This is a genomic window from Bacillus basilensis, from assembly GCF_050630465.1.
GTDB classification, from domain to species: domain Bacteria; phylum Bacillota; class Bacilli; order Bacillales; family Bacillaceae_G; genus Bacillus_A; species Bacillus_A basilensis.
The window spans coordinates 308,821-330,634 of the sequence record NZ_JBNTQO010000002.1 but is presented as its reverse complement, the minus strand read 5'-3'; the positions used below and the strand labels follow the sequence as shown (position 1 = coordinate 330,634).

Below are 21,814 nucleotides of genomic sequence, written 5' to 3'. Positions count from 1 at the left end.
CTTGTTGCCTCCTAAATCCATTTATAATGTTACTCTACCAAACGATAGAGCGAGTAGCAAGATAATAATCCTATTTTTCCATTTGAATTTCTTCTATAATTTCTAAAAATGCTTGTACTTGCTTTAATTGTCTAGCTGATTCACTCGTCAATAACCATGTTTCTCTCGTTAATTGAACAGGTGTTTTATACATATTTTCCTGTACCTCTTTTAAAACAGTAGAGGGTAAAAGGGCATAACCTATACCATTTAAAACGAGTTGTTTGCACGTCTCAATTTGATCAACGACAATTGTTCTCTTAGGTGGATTAGAAAATAAACCATACCACCAATTTTGTATTTGTCCATAATAAGTCGAATCACTTTTAAATTGAATAAATGGTCTATTTGTTTCTTTTAACATCGAAATATCTTTTATTTCTTTATCCACTAAATAAAGTTCATCTTCAAATAATTGTTGCTTCTGACCTTTATATTCTTGTGTTCCTCTCAATATAGCAACATGAACGTCTCCTTCATAAAATTGCTTTTGCACTTCACTACTCCAGCCAGTAAACAGCGATATTTTCACAGAAGGATATTTATGCACAAACTTCTTCAAAACAGGAGGAAGCCAATATTGACCAATAACTGATGCAACAGCTATTTTTAACGTTCCGTGAGTTTCTGTTCTAAAAACAGCTAGCTCACTTTTAATATCCTCTTCCTTTTGTAACATTTCTTTTGCATAATTTGCGACTTTTTCCCCTTCAGGTGTAATTGTCAATCCTTTTTGCGAGCGAATAAAAAACTTCATTCCCCATTGTTTCTCCATAGATTGTAATCGTTGACTAAGCGCAGGTTGTGAAACAAATAAACGTTCCGCCGCTTTTCTCATATTTGATTCCTGAGCTAACACAACCATCATTTGAAAATCATCAATTTGCAACTTTCTCCCTCTTTCCTTAGCTTCCATACACCTTATCTCAATAAGCTTTTCATCCTTAATTTAACTACATACTCTTATATTTTTTATCTTTTTAAATATAATACATACACAACTGATATGCACGAAAAAAAGTGACTTCTCAGTTTCTATGAAGTCACTTTTCTCACATTATCGATTATGTTGCCTTACTTTTTTATTCAACAATTTTAAAATAGCTCGACGTGTTAAAATTCCCTCAAAATACCCCTCTTCGTTGACTGCGCAAATAAAAGGATGATCAATTGTCATTTCTAAAGCTTTTGCAAACGAATCTTCTAACTTAAGTACCGGAATGTCTTCCTTCATCACCTGTTCTACTTTCATTTCTTCAAGTCTTTCAAACTCAATGCGTTCTAGCCCTAACATACCGTCTAAAATCATAGCAGTACTAATTAATCCGTGCAATTTATACATCGGGTCCAAAACAGGTATCGCCGAATATCCAGATTTCACAAGTACGAGTAACGCATGCTCTAAACCATTCCCTATTTGGACATGTGCTACTTTTTCTGATGAAATGATTAAATCTTTCACAAAAATTTGTTGAAACTCGTCTTTCGGAATACTAATCATGTTACATCCCCCATTTTTCCTTTTTCCTGCTTATAATCACCGGCTCTATCCATATTTTATGACAGCGTTTTCATATTATTATTTTGTCCTTACATTATTTCAATAAAAACAAAATTACACAGCTATTTTAGCATACAACACAAAAAAAAGACTACCATTTCGGTAGCGCTTAATACCCTTTATTTTTTAATCTGTAAAATAACCTTGTGATTTTTTTATATTGCATCACATCTGTCTTTTTTAAACCATTCTCAATATCTGTAAGTTCCACAGATAAAATTTCACTCGCATAATTTTGCTGAAATAAAATATCTAGTAACAAACTTTCCTCTTCTTCAGTTAAAACAAATTCCCTTTTCATATACCCCTCTCCTTATACTCGCATCGTTACTCTTATTATATAAAATTTCCAGCCTATTTAATAGATGTAATATTCAGTTTTTATTGAAAGATATATAAAAATTGTTTTTATTTCGTATATCGATTTGCATAACTAAATGCCGCGTAAGCATCCGGCTTAATTTTTGCAGTTAATCCCATCGCTTGAATTTTCGTTGTCATATCTAGAATAAATTCTTTTGTTAAACCATCATTTCCGATATCCAAGTGAATTTCCATTATAAATCCAGCACCATCTTGCGCATATGGATGCAATAAATCCCATATTGTTTGTATATGGTTTGGAGTAAATAGACATGCGATTTCTTGACTAAATTGCGTCTCTAAATATATTTTCTCACGTAAAGTTGCCGGCTTATCTTTTACTGATTTATGGTGTAAGCACCCCCAAGCTCCTTTTCCAACGCGATGAATATGAATTGCCGTAATAAACCTCGTATCCTTTTGATGTGCTTGTGAGTCTGTCCCAATGGATAAGCGATATAAATTTCGTGGATCCTTTTCAATGAAATTACAAATACGGGTAAAGACCATATCAAAATTTAAATGTCTCTCTGAAACATTATAAAATTTATGTTCCCCGGCCACATAGTCACGTCCTTTCAATTAGACAGACTTTTCGTATTCTCATTGTATGGGACAAAAACAAAAATTATAACTTCCTACCCTTTATTCGTTTCAATATTCCGAATTACATAATGGCAAACCTGGCATGTATAAATTACATTTTGATTAGATTGAGCCGTTAATACATGAATAATCTCAGTAGAATTGTGACAATTAGGACAAATCACCACTGGTAAACGTTCCATACAGCACACCTCCTCATTATTTTCATCCCTCTATTTACTATCCCATTAGTGATGGCTAATAAACATTATAGGACGAAGATTCTCCACTGATTACAATTTCACTTTATTACCATTGTAGGAAAAATTAAAAATCCCTATACATATATACTAAAAAGTAATAGAACTAAAAAAGGTGCTGCCATATGGCAACACCTTTTTTATATGTATCAAGAAATGATATCGTAAATCTCAATTGCAACCATGTCGATATTATCGAATTGATACACTTGAGGTTTTTCACCTTGTTGATACACTTCTAACTCATACATTTCACTTTTATCGAAAAATTTCACGCTACATTTGCGCTCACCGTTCACTTCAAAATAGCGTTGTGCTACTTCACCGCTTTCAGCTTGTTCTTGTAGACTAACAAGTCGAGTTAAAATTCCTTGGAGTAGAGACATGAAATCTCTCCTTTCTCTGATCTTCCTAACAATAGGTTTTACAGCTATACTCATTCTATCCGTCATAACAGAAAAAATGTTCCACACTCTAGGATAAAGGTTATTGGCCAGAAACTCAACTAAAAATTTGTCGAAATACAAAGGAAAAAAACAAAAAGAACATCTTTTCCCTTCTTTATTGCGATTTTTATACTGGAAGAATATAATAAAAAACAGAAAAAAGGAGGAATTACAATGAAAAAAATTGAGGTTTACACACAACCTGATTGTCCGCCATGTGTCATTGTGAAAGAATTTTTAAAGCATAATAATGTTGTATATGAAGAATTTGACGTAAAAAAAGACGCCGCTGCACGCAATCGTCTTTTATATGACTATGATTCTTATTCAACTCCAACAGTTGTAATTGATGGCGAAGTTGTTGCTGGTTTTCAAATTGAAAAATTACAACAGCTACTCAATATAGAATAGGAATAGGTGTAAAGACCTATTCCTATTCTTGTCCCGCTATTTTCGGAAAATAAACACCCGATTGAGGCGGGATAATAATCAGCGGGAGATGAACCCCACTGATTAAAGTTTCACTTTATAATTGTTGTAATCTTTTTATTTCAGTTAAAAGTTCTTGGCTCTCATGATATCCGGCCAATTTCCATTTCCCTTGATCTCTTTGCAATGTTACAATTTGATATTGTCCACTTTTCGCCCGCTCATATACATATAAAATTTTATGCTCTTCATCATATGACATTTTCGTTTCTGAATTAAAAGAAAACGGCGCTTCTTTTGCTGGAAGTAAATATTCACCACTTTGTTTATCACTTCTACTATTTTCATCTGTAAATACTTGAAGGAAATTCTCTGTAAAATACGGTGATAACGTTTCTATCATCTTATTCATCGGCAAATGCTTCCCACGAATTGAAAATTGGGTTTCATAGCCATTTTGTATCGTTGTAAACACTTCTTTCCGATCGACCTTCACTTCCTCTTTTCCTAAAACAGTTGTAACACTATAACCAACTAGAAAGGCAATGCATACAAATAGAACTAACCATATTCCATATTTCCTCATTTTCTCACCTTCCTTTTAAGAAAACTTGTCTTTGTAGTATTCATTGTAACAATGATTATGCACAGACAGGGCTGGTTTCGTTCGTAAAATCTTTACAACGATAGACAGCATTTTCATCACCATTTTCACTATTTCCAATTTATGATAAAAACAAACAAAAAATGCACGAATTTCTTCGTGCATTAAAATAAAACATCTTCTTCATATAAATATTCATACGATAAATCTATAAATAAAAAGTTTTCATCATCAATTGGGAAAGAAAATGTTCGTACCATCTCACCAGTTTCAATATCAGCATATAAATCTGATAGTCTTGCCTTATTCTCAAAACGCATTTTCATAATATTTTCTAGAAAATACGGACGCCAACTCCAGTTCTTCATATAATACTCAGGCATCACAATCCATTCCCCATCTTTTTTCATAACGTTTCCTGATTGTTGGAAACCATCTTCGTTACAAATAAATATGCGAAAACTACACTGTGATACACTTTGGCTAAATTGTAATAACCAATCGTTTATATCTTCATTCTTTTTCTGTTTGGCTAGAACATCACCAATTCGATCGCGTAACATTTCTGTTAAATTATAAATTTTTTGTAACTTCTTCTTCTCATGTTGAATAAATTGATGACACTCATTACCAAGTCGTTCTTTCAAAACGTTCGTTTCAATAAAATCAGGCAAGCATTCTTTCAAATAATTCCCTTGATAGTATCTACCACCGTTTTTCCAAGCATATTGCAGTTGATAAAAAGCATCTATTTCTTCATATAACAATGTCGCACCAATTCTTCTAGCAAGTAATGATAAAGAATATAAAATATCTTGATAAGATTGTAAAAGTGCAGTTTGCCTTAAGTTTGTTAAATCTACTTTTAAAATATCCGGTGCTAACACGCTAATACGTTCTAAATTACTTGTACCCGTTCCGACTTTATTAATCGAAATTTGAATACCATATGTACGATAATACATAAGTAAATGATTAAATTGCTCTATATCTTCTTTGCATTCATGTTCTGTAATCTCTAAAACAATGTGTTTCAAATTTAAACCTTGCTCTTCATACATCAATAAAAGTTGAAGCAAACTTTCATCATCATCGTTCATTAATACGTTAGCATTCCGATGTATAAATAATAATAATTTTTGATCACTTTCTAAATAACGATTTAAAGCTTTTTCTACTATAATGTTATCGGCTTCCAGTTGAAACTCACTCGGAATAGAATCATCATGAAAGAAAGAAGCTAAACTTTGTATGCCCTCTTCTGTTTGAATACGTCCTACTACTTCATATCCAATTACAGTATGCTCATCAGCACTAAAAATAGCTTGATAATAAGGAAGGACTTTATCCAAGTTACTCATTACATCTAATGCATCTATCAACGTGCTTCCCTCCCTTTACTTTTCAAAAATTATAACATGATATTTACGGAAAAATAATAAAAAATCCCTTCAGTTTTCCTGAAGGGATTAGAGGGGTAAAATGCTAAGGGGAATTAGCAATTCTACTATGAAGAAAAAAGAGGTCTTAAATATAACGTACATATGACCTCTTGTAAATACTTTTCTTTCATATGTCACAATTCCGTCACATTTAACCGTAAAAAAATGAATCAAACATTCATTTTTTTACCCCTTTTAAAATGGATATTGATGCAAATGTTGTCCTCCATCCATTGTCATGCAAGTTCCATTTATGTAGGCAGCTTCATCTGAACATAAATAATAAGCTAGACCTGCGATTTCTTCTGGCGTACCCAGCCTTCCAAGCGGAACACTTTGTATCGTACGCTTAGCCATTTCTTCTGAAATCCATAATTTATCAGCACCACCCGTACGTTCAATTGGTCCTGGCGCGATAGCGTTAACTCGTATTCCATATTTACGTCCCCACTCAACAGCAAGCGTCTTCGTCATTGCTAAAACTCCAGCCTTCGCTGCAGCCGAATGAATAACTCCCGGACCTGCATCCCATGCATATGTTGCTACCATGTTAATGATATTCCCTTTTATACCTTTTTCAATCCAATATTTCCCGACAGCTTGGCTACAGTAAAATGTACCATTTAACACAATATTAATTACCGAATTCCAGCCATTCACGGATAAATCTTCTGCTGGACAAATAAAGTTTCCAGCTGCATTATTTATTAAAATATCAATTCGCCCAAACTTCTCATCAATCTGTTCAATCATTTTCTGAATATCTTCCGTATTTCTTACATCCATTTGTACAGGTAATATTTGTCCTGGAAATTGTTCAATTTCCAACTTTGTTTCTTCTAGTTTTTCCTTTGTACGTCCTGTAATAACTACTCGTGCCCCTTCTTTTGCAAAGCGAGTCGCCATTCCTTTTCCCATTCCGCTTGATCCACCTGTTATAATAACTACCTTTTCTTTCACATACATCCCCTCCAAAAAATGAATACACATTCATTTTATCATTTTATTTAATAGAAATCTTTATATTTTTAAACTTTTCTGATATTTTAACGTAAAGAGGTGTCTTTTCATTCATTTTTTTCGTAATCTATACTACTTTTTTATTATTTAAAATATATTTTTAATAAACTGAAAGGAGATTTGAGTAACCTGTATATGTAACAAAAACATGCGCTATAAATCAAATAGGTATACTCATATTTTTATGAAGAAAATTACAAGAAGAGATTTTTTAAAAACTGGAATGCGCACTTGTCTATATTCACTTATAACCACTAGCATCGGATACTATTACGCTAAATATATTGAGCCACATCTACTCTCTTTTACAGAGCATACACTTAAATCACAACTCATACCAAAAAGTTTTCACGGTATGAAGATTCTTCAATTCAGCGATTTACATCTCGGATACTATTTCTCTCTCCACCATTTATCTCAAATCGTTTCTAAAATTAATGCTGTAAAGCCCGACATTGTTCTTTTCACTGGTGATCTCATTGATAATTATCAAACATATACTGACACTCCTTTCGTTGCATCCATTTTAAAAAATATACAAGCACCCTTCGGTAAATTTTATATTTATGGTAACCATGATCACGGCGGATATGGAACAGAATACTACGAACACATCATGCGTGAATCTGGATTTGAACTATTACTAAATGGCGAAAAGAGAATTCGTCTACTGGATAATAGTGAAATTTCAATTTTCGGTCTTGATGATATACTACTAGGCAAACCAAAAATAGAGGAGACACTACAACACGCGAGGCAAAACACTTATAACATTGTTCTTGTTCACGAGCCAGATATTGCACCGCAAATTGCTAACTATCCAGTTAACTTACAACTTTCTGGTCATAGCCATGGCGGACAAGTACAAATTCCTTTTTTAGGCGCTATTATTACCCCAGCACTTGCTAAAAACTATGTTGAAGGTTTCTATACGATTCAAGATTTAACTCTCTATGTCAATCGAGGCCTTGGAAGAACACGTGTCCCATTCCGATTTATGTCAAAACCTGAAATTACGATTTTCACGCTCCAACATGCGTAATAATCCGCCTATTTTCTTACATATCCTTTCTTGTACGCGCTCATCCACGTTTCATTTACCATATGATAAAAGTGAGTCCAATAAAGGAGGTTTGTTCATGTATCCATATTATCAACCAATCCCAGTCCGTTCAGCACCTATTGGTCCAGTAGGCGACTCACGCTTCTTTCCATTTTTTGGCGTTCCATTTCTAGCTGGCATTGCTGGTGGACTGCTCGGCGGAGCATTAGCTTTCGGTCCTAGACCGTATTACCCACCATATCCACCACCTTTCCCACCGCCAGCACCTTATCCTTGTTATGGTGGACCTTGTCAACAACCATACTATTATTAATGTACCGCAACAATTCTACCAATGTTATTCCCTCTCTTAACCGATTCATAATCCATTAACATGCTTACAATAAAAACTATTCTCTCTACTCATGCTTCTATTTTGAGAACATACAATAAGTAGAGAACGAAGTAAAAACCTCTTTTTAAAAAGAGGTTTTTACTTCGTTCTCATTATTCAGCATCTGTGTTTTGATACGCCATCTTAAACAACTTCACTTGGCTATCAATCTCTTCTGCACCATTATTAATAACATAATAATAGTCACCGTCTTTATTTTGTTCACGCGTTTTCACATTATCAGCTAAAGTAAGCTGTAAAATCGCCTTAATTCGCGCCTTCATTTCAATATCTAATATCGGGAAAGATATTTCTACGCGCTTCTCCATATTCCGCGTCATCCAGTCAGCTGAAGATAAGTATATTTTCTCTTCCCCATTATGATGGAAATAATAAATTCGGCTATGTTCTAAATATCTCCCGACAACACTAACTACCCGAATATTTTCACTTACATTTGGAATACCAGGTCTTAAACAACATGTTCCTCGAACGATGAGTTCAACCTTTACTCCAGCTTGTGATGCTTCATACATTTTTTTAATGAGTGGTTTATCAGTTAACGAATTCATCTTAGCGATAATATATCCATTTCCATATTGTCTATGGTAACGGATTTCCTCATCTATTAAATCCATAAATTGCTCTCTTATATCAAATGGCGCAACCGATAAATGATGAAAATGCGGTTTTGTTGTATAACCACTCAAATAATTAAAGAAATTTGTTGCATCGACCCCAAAGTCTTTTCGTGATGTAATATAGCCAAAATCAGTATATAGCTTTGCGGTTGCATCATTATAATTTCCGGTCCCAAGATGTACGAACCTTTCAATTTTTCCGTTTTTTCTTCTTACAACTAGCGTAATTTTACTATGTGTTTTCAAATGACTTACACCGTAAATAACATGACAGCCTGCCTTTTCTAACTCTTTAGCCCAATGCACATTATTTTCTTCATCAAATCTTGCCTTCAATTCAACTAATACTGTCACTTGCTTCCCTTTTTCAGCCGCTACCTTTAGCGCCTGAATAATCGGCGAATCCCCACTTACTCGATATAATGTTTGTTTAATTGCAAGTACATTCGGATCGTCTGCCGCATCACGGACAAAATCAACTACTGGCTGAAACGATTCAAAAGGATGATGTAATAAAATATCATGCTCAATCGCTTTTTCAAATACATCTTCCGCATCACCTAAGTCTTGAGGCCGTTGCGGAATAAGAGCCGGATATACTAGATGTTCATATAAAGGAGCTAGTTTTTTATATAAAGAAAATAGACATGTTAAATCTAACGGTCCATCCATTATATACACATCTTCATCCTTTACTTCCAACACCTCATATAATAATGCTAATACTCTTTCATCAATATGCTCTTTGCCAACTTCTAAACGTACAGCAGCTCCCCACTTACGCTTTTTTAATTCTTTTTCAATTACCTTTAATAAATCTCTCGCACCTTCTTCGTGAATTGTTAAATCCGCATTGCGTGTAATACGGAAACGAGTAACAGATGATACTTTATATCCTGTAAATAATTTATGAGTAAAACTACTAATTACGTCTTCTAATAAAATAAATTTATGCTTTTGCCCTTCACTCGGTAAAAATATGAAACGTTCAAGTAGTGAAGGAACTTGTACAATTCCTAACTTCGTGCGGTTTTCTTCTTCCACTTGTTTCTCATCATATAAAAGAGTAGCTAAATTTAAACTTTTATTTAATAACATCGGAAATGGACGATATGCATCGATAGCCACAGGTGTTAAGACTGGGAAAATTTGTTCATCAAAATACTCTTCTATAAATTCTCTCTGTTCTTTCGTCAAATCATGGAACGTTAAACGCTCAATCCCCTCTAGCTCCAACGCTGGCAACACATAATTTTTAAACGTACCATATTGTACGGTCATTAATTCATGTGCTTTTATCGCAATTTTATTTAATTGCTTTTTTGGTGTTAAGCCGGCCTTATTTTCTGGTTGGTTAAACCCAGCACTCACTTGATCCTTCAATCCTGCCACGCGTACCATAAAGAATTCATCTAAATTTGAGCTGAAAATGCTAATAAACTTTAACCTTTCTAAGAGCGGATTCGTTTCATCTTGTGCTTCTTGTAGTACACGTTCATTAAATGCTAACCAACTTAATTCTCTATTATTGTAATAAGCTGTATCATTTAAATTTACTGTATTCCCCTTCAATAATTCCATCCCCTTCACACTTCCCCTTGAAACTTTTTTACTATAATTTAGTTACTTTCATTTTAGCAAATTACAATATTCCAAAGTGTTAATTTTTCGTAAAGACATCCGTACAACTTAACGTTTTGATTCGAAGGATAAGTTAATAGTCGTTTTCAATACTCTTTCTAGCTGCTTTTTTTGCTTTTCAGCTTGCACTTTTTCCGCTAATGCTGATTGCTCACATACAATTTTAAATGTTAATCCTTCTTTATTTTCTGTTATAGATATTGATTCCACAAGTGATCTTTGTCTTATATTTAGAGCTGCTGAAAATTGTAAAACAGCCCCTAATAGGCGAATTTTCTTTTGTTCGTTTTTATCAAACCATCCTTCAAATGGAGACAAATGTTGTTTGAATAGCATTTTTGATTTATAAGACGCAATAAGCGCTAATCTAACTCGCTCTTTATGCATCATACCATCAATTGTTTTATTCGCTAATAAATAAAACGTATGTAAGCGGCTCGCTTCTTCGTCTATATATTTACCTATATTAAATACTTTCGCTGCTTGATGGAATACTTCCCAGTCTTTTACCGACATTGAAATCAATCCTGTTTCTTCAAGCTGTTGACAAATCAATCTTCCCTGCTTTATAAGCTGCATTACAAATTCCATATCCATTTCATATTCATGTGACAATAAATACAAACTTTCTTCAACTACGTTCGGATAATATGAAATCCCCAAATTTTTTGTCAACTCTTCATAGAAAACACCTTCTCGTAACCCTTTTCTACTTAATACAAATGCTGGTGCCTTTATAACATTAACAAGCGTATGAAATACTTCGACTGCTGGAATAATTGTATCTGCTCGATCTTTTGCCAATCCTTCCATTTTTTGAAGTTCTATGAACGACAATGCTTCCAATTCTTCTTTCACATTTTTAATATCTTCTTCTTTCATCTTGTATAAATGTACCCCTGCTATAGGATAACAAATTAAATTTTGATGAATTTTTACTAAGTTCCTCGCACTACCACCAATTGCAATAAGAGGCAATTTCTTATCAATTAACCATGGTAATGTTCGAAATTGATGTTCTAAGTACGTTTGAATCTTTTCCAACTCTTCTTCAGTAGGTATATCCTCTTTAATAAATTGTTGCTTTAAAGAAAGTGCCCCAAAAGGAAAGCTATGATACTCTAAAATCTCTCTATTACGAAAGTATGTAACTTCCGTACTCCCTCCACCAATATCTACTGTAATCCCTTCAGAGAACGAAGTTGAATTCATAACTGCTAAATAGCCGTAACGTGCTTCTTCATATTCTGATAATACTCTAAGAGTAAAGTCTGTTTGTCCTTCAACAAGTTTTTTAATTGCATCTTGGTTCTCAGCCTGTCTGATTGTCGCTGTTGCAACACAAAGTACATGATGCAACTGATGGAATCGTGTACTTTCTTGAAATTGAAATAATGTTTGTAACAATACCTCTATTCCTTCTTCAATTAACATACCATCGACTAAGTAATTTCTTAACCGAGCGACCACTTTCGTATTTTCAATCTCTTTATAAAAACCTCCATTTTGCTTTTCATAAATAACTAAACGCATTGTATTAGATCCAATATCTATAATGGCATATTGTTGTTTTAATATTTCTTTCAAACTTCTCACTCTTTCATTATCAAATTTCTAAAACACATTCTATTACTATTATACAAAATAGTTGTTTTTTGTAACAATATTGCTTTAATATTGAAAATATATACAATCACTTTTTGCATATAATAAAAACCTATTTTATTTATGGTATAATAATGAAAAATTGAAAGGAGATTCAATATGAAACCTTCACAACCACAATCTCAATTACAAAACCAACATTCTATTAATCGACTAGCTCAATCTATTTTCGTTGTGAATCGTCATGCTAAAGCTGCAACTAACCCGAAGTATTTATACTGGTTAAAAAAGACTGCTTTAGAACGCTTAATTGCTGAAAAAAAAGCTATTAAAGAAGGATTGCATTTTTCTAGAAATCCACGTTTTAGCCAACAACAATCTGATGTTCTTATACGTTTAGGTGATTATTTTTTCCATATTCCTCCTACAAAAGAAGATTTTCGAATCCTACCACATCTTGGCCATCTTGAATCCTCCTATCGAAATCCGAAAACAACCTTATCTTTAACAGTAGCAAAAAAGACACTTCAAGATTACATTGGTCCTGAAGCACTGAAACAAGAAAAAAAATTAAGTGAACCTGTTCCATGGTATAGTCGTACTTATACAAAAAAATAAAACAGTTTGGCCCATTGTAGGCCAAACTGTTTTATTTTTTCTCTTCTTTAATTTTAATATTTGCTTGTTTATAAAAAGCTATTTTTTCTGTATTATAAGATTTCGTGAATTCATTAAACTTATCTTTTTCTGATTCAATATCCTTATAAGATTGATTTACTACTTTTACTTTTTCACTTATATCTTTTAATTTTGTACCTTTATCTTGTAACATTGTATATAATTCTTTTTCTTGTTTTAATGATTTATTATAACTATCATACATCTTGTTAAATGAATCGTGTCGTTTCTCATATGTGCTTTTCACTTTATCCGCTTGCTCTTTCAATTTCTTATCTTCAATTTTCTTCACATATTTATCTGCTGATTTCACTTCTTCTTGTGCCTTATTTAAAGATTCTTTTTCTTTTTTAAGCACTTTTTCTCGTTCATCTGTATTTTTCACTGCTTGGTTCAATTTTTCCTTAACAGTTTGATTATTATCTTTTCCTTCTTGAACAATCTGGTTATATAATTCTTGTCCCTCTTTTTCTAAAGTTTCAAGTTTCTTTGCATCTTCAAACATTGTTTTTTCTTGCTTTGCAGCATTTTCAAAAGCAACATATAATTCCTCTTCTGGTTTCGGTCCGAAACAACCTGCTAGTAAAGTCATTGATAATGCAGTTACAATTGCTAATTTACTATATTTCAACATCTTTTTCCTCCTACTTATATACGATCATCGTGTAAAAAGCTATGAAATTATATATCCTTCTATAAACTCCACACTCGCACCTTTTTTACGAAAATCATTTATATTGTTTGTAATGCTTGTACAAATTGTATTACTTAAAATTACATTTTACGTTTTTGAACTCAATAGCAGTTTCATATCCATCTTTTACTAGGCACTTTTTAAAACCTGTTCATACTATGTATTACATAAAAGTACAACGGAATTCATCACAGCCATCATAATTTGAAGAACAACAGTAATCATTCACCTGATAAAAGATGATCGTTGTTCTCTCACGTCTATCATTCTATCATTCCCTTTCCCGCTTTCTATCAAATAATCTCTTCGTTCATTTTACACAGTATAAACGCTATCTTGCAACAACTTACAATTACTCTTGTCATTCCCTAAAAAGGAAAAGTGTAGAGTATGTTTTCCTCTACACTTTTAAAATGAAACACATTGTGCAAAATGCATTGACACATCCATCATAATTATATGCTTATTCCATATATTTTTAAAGACTTTTATTACAAAAAAAGTTGTTTTTGTAATAAAAGTCAAAAAAATGTTACATTCAAAACTTCTTCATTTCATATTTCTTTAAATCAAAGTTTTTCTTATTTCCTTACAAATTCCTATGCTGGTACAATTGATTTTGTGCCTTTCTTAACAATTCTTCAAAAGTTTTTCCTTCTATTGGATAACTAGCTGCTCCAAATAATAGAGTCATACTTAACAAGCCATTTTCTATTTCACTTTCAATATTTTTCATTAAACGATTTGTTATTGTCGACTTTTCATGTCCGTTATCAATCGCCACAATAACATACTTATTTTCATCCCACCTAGTAACGACATCCCCTTTACGAATTGTCTTTACAATCGCACTCTCCAATTTTTGTACTAACACCTCCAATTTTTTTTCTTGCACTGTTTCTTTTAGTTCTTTCCATTCTTTCACAGAAAGAATGTACACTGTAATATTATGAGAATCCCGTTCTGATAACGCAGCTACTTTCTCAAAGAAATCAACTACAAAATCATTACTCGCCATTCCCCCTACTTCCGTATCCATGCGCCCACTCGCTCTTTTATCATACCAATGTCCAAAATAATAGCTGAGTATCATTTGCAATATATAAATAATAAAGACGGTATAAAACGATCGCGAATCCAGTTTTGTAATTACATCCTGAAGCGCAATCCATTCTGTAACTGCCACTGTATTCCCAAGTAGTAATCCACTAATTTTTCCTTTATGTTTCATACTTCTCCTCCCTTCTATACCAATATATGTTTCTATAGCAATTATGTTTTTCTACAAAATAAAAAATGTACATATTGGGTGTACATTTTCGCTTAAACTTGTCTACCATTTCTATTCTATTTCATATATATACTATATATCGTTTTTAGAAAGGGGTGACCTATATGCTGCAAAAAGAAAATCTATCAGATATTATGCGTTTACTAGCAGGTTTTCTGTTATCATTAAAATTACTATTTAACTCTTTCGGAATAAACTTTATTACAAACGATCAAATTGACGCTATTGTAAATGTTGCTTCCTTCCTTTTCATTCTATATTTTGGTTATAAAAATAATTATGTAGGAAAAAAAGGAATCGAGCAAAAAAAAGTACTCAAAAAGCACAACCTTCACTAAAAAAGGAACCTTTCATACAGGTTCCTTTTTATCATTGCCGCACAACAACTTCATTGGTTTGCAGCGGACCATATGATAATCCTTTATATTGAAATGTATATGTAGCCTGAAATAATGCGTTTTTGAGTGCTTTATCTTTATTTGCTTTTATTTTACAAATTAGTTCTACCTTCTCATTCGGTAATAAATTATCGATTCGCCACCTTACAAGCTGGAACAGAAACTCGCTCATCCCCTTATCAACCTTTAATGAATTTGGAATATAGGCAAAATAATCTCGAATCATATGACTTACTACAACTCGTGAAATCATTTCCATCCCTTTATTTTCGACTTCAATTCGAATAATAAGTATGTCGTTTACATCATAGGTCAGTTCATATGAAAATTTTTCTTTATACATACTACGGATTTGTAATGTAACTTCTAGATTAGGACATTCGTTTTCCTTTTTTGAGCCATCAATCCATAATACCGGTTGTAGCGGTATTGAACGCCTTCCTTGATCCGAAATTCGTTTCCATATTTTCATAATAATATTCACCTCATTTCAGATGCATCATCCATACGACCTTATTCTGCCTCTCTACACGATATTAATAAAGCTTGTTACAAATTGTATATAGTTATTACTCTTCCTTTTATCCTATTCGACAATATAAAGAAAAAACCATTTTTCCTCTGTTAACAGAAGGTATTCTTACTGAAATATTTTTTTACAATTTCCTTCATTGACTTTATCCCACTATTTGCCGAGCAGTAAGACCCCCATCTCAAAACTCAGAGAAAGTAAAGAAGCTAGGTGGGGGATGAACAAAACCTCCACTGATTAAAGTTTCACTTTATACCAATAATAAGTATTACTCAGTCTTTCGCTGCCCATACAACAGAATATTTTGACGGAAGAAAAAGTTTGCCTTTTAGTCAAATTTGACTATAATATTCTTTATGGCTTTGTCAGTGCACTTGTGGCAATTGATTTGAAAGAACTATATTAATTTTTTATGCACTGCACTCAAAACTTAATATAGTTTACTTATTATTAAAGGAGGGTTATATTTGGAATCTCAATTATCAAAAAAAGACTCCAACAAGACAAAATTTGTTGTTGCTGGTTTACTACTTGGTATTTTAATGGCGGCAATGGATAATACAATCGTTGCAACAGCAATGGCAACGATTGTTGGAGACCTAGGAGGATTTGACAAGTTCGTTTGGGTCACGTCTGCATATATGGTAGCAACAATGGCAGGGATGCCTATCTTCGGAAAACTTTCTGATATGTACGGACGGAAACGCTTTTATATTGGTGGCCTCATTCTTTTCTTATTCGGTTCTGCACTTTGCGGAACAGCATCTAGTATTGAGCAGCTAAGTATTTATAGAGCAATTCAAGGAATCGGTGGCGGCGCTCTTATGCCTATCGCTTTCACAATTATGTACGATATATTCCCACCAGAAAAACGCGGAAAAATGACAGGGCTATTCGGTGCGGTTTTTGGGACATCTAGTGTATTTGGACCTTTATTAGGTGCTTATATTACAGACTATATAAGTTGGCATTGGGTCTTCTATATTAATATTCCATTAGGACTTATCTCCTTCTTCTTCATTACGAAATACTACAGTGAATCTCTAGAATTTAGAAAACAAAAAATTGATTGGGCCGGCGCTATTACACTTGTTATTAGTATCGTTTGCTTAATGTTCGCCTTAGAACTTGGTGGTAAAGAATACGCATGGAATTCCACTGTAATTATCGGTTTATTTACAACAGTTGTTATTATGCTTATTATTTTCTTCTTCGTCGAACGAAAAGCAACTGAGCCTATCATTTCGTTCCATCTATTTAAAAAACCTTTATTCGCAGCTAGCCAAGGAGTTGCCTTTTTCTATGGCGCCGCTTTTATCATCTGTACCGTATATATTCCGATCTTCGTTCAAGGTGTTCTCGGCGGTTCAGCCTCAAATGCTGGATTGATTTTAACACCTATGATGGTCGGCTCTGTAATTGGAAGTCAAACAGGTGGACAGTTAGCTTCTCGAACAAGTTATCGTAACATCATGATGGCATCTGGCGTTTTCTTCGTTCTTGGTATTTATTTACTAAGTACTTTAACAATGGACACACCACGTCTACTCGTAACGCTATTTATGGTTCTCGCTGGACTTGGAGTTGGTTTCTCATTCTCAGTTTTAAGTATGTCTTCTATCCACAAATTAGAAATGAGAGACCGTGGTTCTGCTACATCAACAAACTCATTCTTCCGTTCACTCGGTATGACTCTTGGTGTAACGATTTTCGGCACAATTCAAAATCATATTTTTACAGATAAACTAAACACTTTGTTCCCTCCTGAACTAGCTAAATTAGCTCCAAAGGGCGGAGACACAAGTTTCTTATTATCACCAGGTGCTACTGATAAAATACCAGCTGAAATATTAACTGGTATTAAAGAAGCTCTCGCTACATCTATTGCCAGTACATTCTTCTGGGCACTTATCCCGGCTGTACTAAGCATTATTTGTATTTTACTTATGGGAAATGAACGCCTCTTTACAGGTCCAAAAACGAAACAAAAACAAAAGCAGGTAAGTTAGTATAGAAAAAAGAAACGGCATATCCTTTATGAAAAAGGGTATGCCGTTTATAATATATAAAGTAAATCTTTAATCAGTAAGGAACCATTCCCACTGATTATTATCCCTCACCAATCGGGATAAAGTTTCTATATACAGGAGTTGAGACAGAATGAGCATGAAATTAGTCATTCTCGGCTTGCTACTCGAAGGGGATAAACATCCATATGAAGTGCAACACATCATGAAAGAAAGACAAATGGATTGTTATATTAAATATGCAAAAGGATCACTTTACTACGCCTTCGAGCAATTAGAAAAGCAAGGTGCAATTAGTATTACAACTATTGTTCGAGATACGAATAGACCAGATAAAACAATCTTTCATATAACAGAAGAAGGTAAACGGTTATTTCACACGTTACTATTAAAGCAATTCGAAGCAAAAAATCAAATATATAAACCAATTTATTCAGCACTCTCTTTCGCTCATTTTGGTGACGATCAAGAGTTAGTTCCTATTTTAGAAAAGAAGAAAAATGATACCATTCAATATTTACATAATATGCAAACTATTTATGATTGTAGCAAAGGACAAATTCCACGTGCTCAATTATATATTTTACAAAGCGTTATTGAACATATTACAGTTGAATTACAATGGTTAAACACCCTCCTTACAGATGCAGTTGCAGGGCGGCTTTCAGAAATTGATATAGATGAAGATAAAGAAAAAGCTGTAAAAAGACAATAAAGTTATTTAATTTTAAAACCTAAAATAAGCATAACCCCGTTCTAATTTAGGACGGGGTTATCATATTATTGTTTAATTTTCGATATAAGATACTATTTCGAAATGAACCATCCAATCCCCTTCCTTATTCCAGAATACGGACTAATTGTTAAACAACACAACTAGCGTCTTATCTCTGTACAAGTACACACTTTTTTATAAGTTTAATCCAATCCACTCCTCTTCATTAATCAGAAAAATAAAAATGAAAAACTTTAGAATTTTCTTATTTCAAAACAGTAGACAAAATTCCAAAAATTGTGTTAGAATTTGTTTCAATATCATATTGCTTGTTAACTTCCTTTCAAAAGGAAAATAGGTACACGAACATTTCGTTTCGTGTTTAAAAGGGAAGCTTGGTGAAACTCCAACACGGTCCCGCCACTGTAAATGCTGAGATTTCTTTTTTAGAGCCACTGTGAAAACGGGAAGGTGAAAGAAATTATATGACGCATAAGTCAGGAGACCTGCCTGTTTTAACAACACTGATAGATTCACGGATGATGATGAGGTGTTAAAACAAAAAGGAAGGCTTATTTTCTGTGCCTTTGTACTTTTTGTTATAGGTATTTCCTAGTAAACGGAAATGCTTACTTTCAATTAGGGAGGAATTTGAAATGGCAATTCAAACAAGTAACTTAGGTTATCCACGTATCGGACTACAACGAGAGTGGAAAAAAACATTGGAAGCTTTTTGGTCCAATAAAATTGATAAAGAACAATTTTTAACAACGATGAAAGAAATTCGCCTTCAACACGTAAAAGTACAGCAGGAAAAAGGGATTGAACTCATTCCAATTGGCGATTTTACATATTATGATCACGTTTTGGATACTGCTTATATGCTAGGATTTATCCCATCACGTTTTTCTGAGTTTACATCTTACCTTGATGTATATTTTGCAATGGCGCGTGGCTCTAAAGATCACGTAGCTTCCGAAATGACAAAATGGTTTAATACAAACTATCATTATATCGTTCCTGAATATGAAGAGGGATTACAAATCTCTTTAAAAGATAACCGTCCACTTCGCTTATACGAAGAGGCAAAACAAGAATTAGGAGTAGATGGAAAGCCTGTTATTTTAGGACCATATACTTTCTTGAAATTAGCTAAAGGTTATACACAAGAACAATTTGCTACTATTTTAAAACAGTTAGTTGCACCTTACGTACAACTGCTTTCAGAACTACATGCAGCTGGTGCACAAGTCATTCAAGTTGATGAACCAATTTTCGCTTCTTTAACGAAAGAAGAAATTCAACAAGCAAAAGAAATTTATGAAGCTATTCGTAAAGAAGTTCCAAATGCGACTCTTCTTTTACAAACATATTTTGATAGTGTAGAAGAAAACTATGAAGAAATTATTACATTCCCAGTATCAGGTATTGGATTAGATTTCATTCATGGTAAAGAAGGAAATCTACATGCTATTTCAAAATATGGATTCCCAGCTGATAAAACTTTAGCTGTCGGTTGTATAGATGGCCGTAACATTTGGAGAGCTGACCTTGATGAAGTTCTTACGTTATTTACAACGTTACAAAAACAAGTCCAAACGAAAGATTTCATCGTTCAGCCTTCTTGTAGCTTATTGCATACACCAATCGATAAAACAGAAGAAATTCACTTATCGACCGAGCTATTTGATGCGTTAGCATTTGCAAATCAAAAATTAGAAGAGCTAGTTCTCATTCATTCTGCTCTGACTCAAGGTATAGAAAGCATTAGTAATGAGCTGGAAACATATCGAAACGTACATCATACAATTCGTTCATCTGCTGCACGTAACCGAGAAGATGTTAAAGCAGCACGAACAGCACTAAAAGAAGAAGATTTTTCACGTCCTCTTCCATTTGAAAAACGATATGAATTACAACAAGTTGCCCTAGAGTTACCGTTGTTACCAACGACAACTATCGGTAGCTTCCCGCAAACAACTGAAGTTCGTCAAACGCGAAAAGAATGGCGTAACGGTGTTATTTCAAATGAACAATATGAACAATTTATTGAAAAAGAGACAGAAAAATGGATTCGTTACCAAGAAGAAATTGGTCTTGATGTTCTTGTTCATGGCGAGTTTGAAAGAACTGACATGGTTGAATATTTCGGCGAGCGCCTTGCTGGTTTCTCATTCACTAAAAACGGTTGGGTACAATCATACGGTTCCCGCTGCGTAAAACCACCTGTTATTTATGGTGATGTAGCCTTTATTAACGGAATGACTATTAAGGAAACTGTTTATGCACAAAGCTTAACAGAGAAAGTTGTAAAAGGAATGTTAACTGGACCTGTTACGATTTTAAATTGGTCCTTCGTTCGAAATGACATTCCAAGAAAAGAAGTTTCGTATCAAATCGCATTAGCTCTTCGTCATGAAATTGAACTACTTGAATCTTCCGGAATTCGAGTAATCCAGGTCGATGAGCCAGCACTTCGTGAAGGAATGCCACTAAAAGAAAAAGATTGGGACGCTTATATTACATGGGCAGTACAATCCTTCCTTTTAGCAACTTCTTCTGTAGCAAATGAAACACAAATTCATACTCATATGTGTTACAGTAACTTTGAAGATATTGTTGACGCAATTCGCGCATTAGATGCAGATGTGATTTCTATTGAAACATCAAGAAGCCATGGCGAATTTATTGATACATTAAAACATACAACATATGAAAAAGGCATCGGTCTAGGTGTATATGATATTCATAGCCCACGTGTACCAAGCAAAGATGAAATGTATAAAATCGTAGAACAATCTTTAAAAGTATGCGATCCTAAATATTTCTGGATTAATCCTGATTGTGGTTTAAAAACGAGAAGAACAGAAGAAGTTATTCCAGCTCTAGAACATATGGTGCAAGCAGCAAAAGATGCTCGTTCCCTACTAAAAACAAACGCATAACAAAAATGGGTTATCCTCAAAAAGGATAACCCATTTTTTATTCTTTACTTTCAAAAAAGAATTCGTATTGTATTTTATATAATTCATCATCCGTTGGTTCTTCAAGAGGAGTTGCTTGTAAGACAACTGTATACTCACCATTTGGAATAGGGATTTGAAATTTATTTGAAAGAATACTTGTTACAACGATACATTCATTTTCAACTGTAAAAGGAACTGTAACTGTTCTAACCACTTCTTCTTTCTCAATATGTTTCCCGCAAGTTACTTTTATTTCACAAGTATAATCAGAAAGTGCTTCAAAAATAACAGTTCCATCCGCCTTCGCATAACCTCTTTCAAAATCTTCATCCGTCCAGTCAACGTAAGGCTGCTCACCGTCATAGTTCATCAACATTAATTGCGAATACGAAATTGTTAACTCCATCGTTCCCCTTCTCCTTCATTATGAAATATACAACT

Annotated in this window: 23 protein-coding genes and 1 riboswitch; of the genes, 8 read left to right on the top strand and 15 right to left on the bottom strand. The window is 33.6% G+C overall.

The features are described from left to right. Window positions 1-70: 70 nt before the first annotated feature. From ccpC to ACQVV1_RS05175, 6 genes are all read right to left on the bottom strand, one after another. Window positions 71-955: a transcriptional regulator CcpC gene (gene ccpC, locus ACQVV1_RS05200; protein ID WP_242252070.1), complete on the bottom strand. Its 885-nt coding sequence runs from the start codon at window positions 953-955 to the stop codon at window positions 71-73. 141 nt (window positions 956-1,096) lie between these two features. After that, window positions 1,097-1,540 (bottom strand): cyclic-di-AMP-binding protein CbpB, encoded by a 444-nt coding sequence (gene cbpB, locus ACQVV1_RS05195; RefSeq protein ID WP_063223143.1) that lies wholly within the window; start codon window positions 1,538-1,540, stop codon window positions 1,097-1,099. A gap of 169 nt (window positions 1,541-1,709) precedes the next feature. Continuing rightward, window positions 1,710-1,901 (bottom strand): antirepressor AbbA, encoded by a 192-nt coding sequence (abbA, locus tag ACQVV1_RS05190; RefSeq protein ID WP_063223142.1) that lies wholly within the window; start codon window positions 1,899-1,901, stop codon window positions 1,710-1,712. Between the two features lie 107 nt (window positions 1,902-2,008). Beyond that, window positions 2,009-2,527: a ribonuclease H-like YkuK family protein gene (locus ACQVV1_RS05185; protein ID WP_063223141.1), complete on the bottom strand. Its 519-nt coding sequence runs from the start codon at window positions 2,525-2,527 to the stop codon at window positions 2,009-2,011. A gap of 74 nt (window positions 2,528-2,601) precedes the next feature. After that, a complete protein-coding gene (locus ACQVV1_RS05180; RefSeq protein WP_063223140.1) occupies window positions 2,602-2,751 on the bottom strand; it encodes a hypothetical protein in 150 nt (49 codons plus the stop codon). A gap of 206 nt (window positions 2,752-2,957) precedes the next feature. Further along, window positions 2,958-3,194, bottom strand: a complete 237-nt coding sequence (locus ACQVV1_RS05175; RefSeq protein ID WP_000055151.1) for a YkuJ family protein — start codon at window positions 3,192-3,194, stop codon at window positions 2,958-2,960. A gap of 234 nt (window positions 3,195-3,428) precedes the next feature. Between ACQVV1_RS05175 and ACQVV1_RS05170 the strand changes: the two genes are divergently transcribed. Beyond that, the gene (locus ACQVV1_RS05170) at window positions 3,429-3,665 is read left to right on the top strand and encodes a glutaredoxin family protein (protein WP_000717880.1); all 237 of its coding nucleotides are present in this window, start codon (window positions 3,429-3,431) and stop codon (window positions 3,663-3,665) included. Window positions 3,666-3,780: 115 nt separating this feature from the next. Here the strand turns inward: ACQVV1_RS05170 and ACQVV1_RS05165 are convergent, their stop codons facing one another. The 3 genes from ACQVV1_RS05165 to fadH all read right to left on the bottom strand — a co-directional run bounded on the left by ACQVV1_RS05165 (window position 3,781) and on the right by fadH (window position 6,689). Further along, entirely contained in the window at window positions 3,781-4,269 is a 489-nt protein-coding gene (locus ACQVV1_RS05165; RefSeq protein ID WP_242252072.1) for a DUF3993 domain-containing protein, read from the bottom strand. A 182-nt stretch (window positions 4,270-4,451) separates the two neighbouring features. Then, window positions 4,452-5,669 (bottom strand): EAL domain-containing protein, encoded by a 1,218-nt coding sequence (locus ACQVV1_RS05160; RefSeq protein ID WP_000564300.1) that lies wholly within the window; start codon window positions 5,667-5,669, stop codon window positions 4,452-4,454. Window positions 5,670-5,924: 255 nt separating this feature from the next. Continuing rightward, window positions 5,925-6,689, bottom strand: a complete 765-nt coding sequence (gene fadH, locus ACQVV1_RS05155; protein WP_060632088.1) for a 2,4-dienoyl-CoA reductase — start codon at window positions 6,687-6,689, stop codon at window positions 5,925-5,927. Window positions 6,690-6,933: 244 nt separating this feature from the next. On the opposite strand from fadH, the gene ACQVV1_RS05150 reads away from it, so the two are divergent. Beyond that, on the top strand, window positions 6,934-7,791 hold the full coding sequence (locus ACQVV1_RS05150; protein WP_242252074.1) for a metallophosphoesterase: 858 nt from the start codon (window positions 6,934-6,936) through the stop codon (window positions 7,789-7,791). A 97-nt stretch (window positions 7,792-7,888) separates the two neighbouring features. Continuing rightward, window positions 7,889-8,125 carry a hypothetical protein gene (locus ACQVV1_RS05145; protein ID WP_000283743.1) on the top strand — a complete coding sequence of 79 codons (237 nt, stop codon included), beginning with the start codon at window positions 7,889-7,891 and terminating at the stop codon, window positions 8,123-8,125. A gap of 173 nt (window positions 8,126-8,298) precedes the next feature. Here ACQVV1_RS05145 and ACQVV1_RS05140 read toward each other — a convergent pair whose 3' ends face one another. Continuing rightward, window positions 8,299-10,407 carry a polyphosphate kinase gene (locus ACQVV1_RS05140; RefSeq protein WP_063223138.1) on the bottom strand — a complete coding sequence of 703 codons (2,109 nt, stop codon included), beginning with the start codon at window positions 10,405-10,407 and terminating at the stop codon, window positions 8,299-8,301. 108 nt (window positions 10,408-10,515) lie between these two features. Then, window positions 10,516-12,054: an exopolyphosphatase gene (gene ppx / locus ACQVV1_RS05135; RefSeq protein ID WP_242252075.1), complete on the bottom strand. Its 1,539-nt coding sequence runs from the start codon at window positions 12,052-12,054 to the stop codon at window positions 10,516-10,518. A gap of 177 nt (window positions 12,055-12,231) precedes the next feature. Here ppx and ACQVV1_RS05130 point away from each other — a divergent pair, with 177 nt between their 5' ends. Next, complete coding sequence (locus ACQVV1_RS05130) at window positions 12,232-12,690, top strand: YkyB family protein (RefSeq protein ID WP_000804864.1); 459 nt, start codon at window positions 12,232-12,234, stop codon at window positions 12,688-12,690. Window positions 12,691-12,721: 31 nt separating this feature from the next. On the opposite strand, the gene ACQVV1_RS05125 is transcribed toward ACQVV1_RS05130, so the two are convergent. Beyond that, window positions 12,722-13,384, bottom strand: coding sequence for a YkyA family protein (locus ACQVV1_RS05125; RefSeq protein ID WP_063223136.1), 663 nt, complete (start codon window positions 13,382-13,384; stop codon window positions 12,722-12,724). A gap of 649 nt (window positions 13,385-14,033) precedes the next feature. Next, the gene (locus ACQVV1_RS05120; protein WP_242252076.1) at window positions 14,034-14,675 is read right to left on the bottom strand and encodes a diguanylate cyclase domain-containing protein; all 642 of its coding nucleotides are present in this window, start codon (window positions 14,673-14,675) and stop codon (window positions 14,034-14,036) included. Window positions 14,676-14,839: 164 nt separating this feature from the next. Between ACQVV1_RS05120 and ACQVV1_RS05115 the strand changes: the two genes are divergently transcribed. Continuing rightward, window positions 14,840-15,073 (top strand): SPP1 phage holin family protein, encoded by a 234-nt coding sequence (locus ACQVV1_RS05115; protein ID WP_063223134.1) that lies wholly within the window; start codon window positions 14,840-14,842, stop codon window positions 15,071-15,073. Between the two features lie 31 nt (window positions 15,074-15,104). Here the strand turns inward: ACQVV1_RS05115 and ACQVV1_RS05110 are convergent, their stop codons facing one another. After that, window positions 15,105-15,605, bottom strand: a complete 501-nt coding sequence (locus ACQVV1_RS05110; RefSeq protein WP_242252077.1) for a hypothetical protein — start codon at window positions 15,603-15,605, stop codon at window positions 15,105-15,107. 527 nt (window positions 15,606-16,132) lie between these two features. On the opposite strand from ACQVV1_RS05110, the gene ACQVV1_RS05105 reads away from it, so the two are divergent. The 3 genes from ACQVV1_RS05105 to metE all read left to right on the top strand — a co-directional run bounded on the left by ACQVV1_RS05105 (window position 16,133) and on the right by metE (window position 21,352). Further along, window positions 16,133-17,674: an MDR family MFS transporter gene (locus tag ACQVV1_RS05105; protein ID WP_000445746.1), complete on the top strand. Its 1,542-nt coding sequence runs from the start codon at window positions 16,133-16,135 to the stop codon at window positions 17,672-17,674. Window positions 17,675-17,825: 151 nt separating this feature from the next. Beyond that, window positions 17,826-18,407: a PadR family transcriptional regulator gene (locus ACQVV1_RS05100; protein ID WP_063223131.1), complete on the top strand. Its 582-nt coding sequence runs from the start codon at window positions 17,826-17,828 to the stop codon at window positions 18,405-18,407. A 339-nt stretch (window positions 18,408-18,746) separates the two neighbouring features. Beyond that, window positions 18,747-18,935: riboswitch (cobalamin riboswitch) on the top strand. 128 nt (window positions 18,936-19,063) lie between these two features. Further along, a complete protein-coding gene (gene metE / locus ACQVV1_RS05095; protein ID WP_063223130.1) occupies window positions 19,064-21,352 on the top strand; it encodes a 5-methyltetrahydropteroyltriglutamate--homocysteine S-methyltransferase in 2,289 nt (762 codons plus the stop codon). A 37-nt stretch (window positions 21,353-21,389) separates the two neighbouring features. Here the strand turns inward: metE and comJ are convergent, their stop codons facing one another. Continuing rightward, window positions 21,390-21,779: a competence protein ComJ gene (comJ, locus tag ACQVV1_RS05090; RefSeq protein ID WP_060632097.1), complete on the bottom strand. Its 390-nt coding sequence runs from the start codon at window positions 21,777-21,779 to the stop codon at window positions 21,390-21,392. Between the last annotated feature and the right edge of the window lie 35 nt (window positions 21,780-21,814).

Coding starts and splice junctions, on each gene's coding strand:
- ccpC (WP_242252070.1), bottom strand. CDS start 955: ATGGAAGCTAAGGAAAGAGGGAGAAAGTTGCAAATTGATGATTTTCAA.
- cbpB (WP_063223143.1), bottom strand. CDS start 1,540: ATGATTAGTATTCCGAAAGACGAGTTTCAACAAATTTTTGTGAAAGAT.
- abbA (WP_063223142.1), bottom strand. CDS start 1,901: ATGAAAAGGGAATTTGTTTTAACTGAAGAAGAGGAAAGTTTGTTACTA.
- ACQVV1_RS05180 (WP_063223140.1), bottom strand. CDS start 2,751: ATGGAACGTTTACCAGTGGTGATTTGTCCTAATTGTCACAATTCTACT.
- ACQVV1_RS05175 (WP_000055151.1), bottom strand. CDS start 3,194: ATGTCTCTACTCCAAGGAATTTTAACTCGACTTGTTAGTCTACAAGAA.
- ACQVV1_RS05170 (WP_000717880.1), top strand. CDS start 3,429: ATGAAAAAAATTGAGGTTTACACACAACCTGATTGTCCGCCATGTGTC.
- ACQVV1_RS05165 (WP_242252072.1), bottom strand. CDS start 4,269: ATGAGGAAATATGGAATATGGTTAGTTCTATTTGTATGCATTGCCTTT.
- ACQVV1_RS05150 (WP_242252074.1), top strand. CDS start 6,934: ATGAAGAAAATTACAAGAAGAGATTTTTTAAAAACTGGAATGCGCACT.
- ACQVV1_RS05145 (WP_000283743.1), top strand. CDS start 7,889: ATGTATCCATATTATCAACCAATCCCAGTCCGTTCAGCACCTATTGGT.
- ACQVV1_RS05140 (WP_063223138.1), bottom strand. CDS start 10,407: ATGGAATTATTGAAGGGGAATACAGTAAATTTAAATGATACAGCTTAT.
- ACQVV1_RS05130 (WP_000804864.1), top strand. CDS start 12,232: ATGAAACCTTCACAACCACAATCTCAATTACAAAACCAACATTCTATT.
- ACQVV1_RS05125 (WP_063223136.1), bottom strand. CDS start 13,384: ATGTTGAAATATAGTAAATTAGCAATTGTAACTGCATTATCAATGACT.
- ACQVV1_RS05120 (WP_242252076.1), bottom strand. CDS start 14,675: ATGAAACATAAAGGAAAAATTAGTGGATTACTACTTGGGAATACAGTG.
- ACQVV1_RS05115 (WP_063223134.1), top strand. CDS start 14,840: ATGCTGCAAAAAGAAAATCTATCAGATATTATGCGTTTACTAGCAGGT.
- ACQVV1_RS05110 (WP_242252077.1), bottom strand. CDS start 15,605: ATGAAAATATGGAAACGAATTTCGGATCAAGGAAGGCGTTCAATACCG.
- ACQVV1_RS05100 (WP_063223131.1), top strand. CDS start 17,826: ATGAGCATGAAATTAGTCATTCTCGGCTTGCTACTCGAAGGGGATAAA.
- metE (WP_063223130.1), top strand. CDS start 19,064: ATGGCAATTCAAACAAGTAACTTAGGTTATCCACGTATCGGACTACAA.
- comJ (WP_060632097.1), bottom strand. CDS start 21,779: ATGGAGTTAACAATTTCGTATTCGCAATTAATGTTGATGAACTATGAC.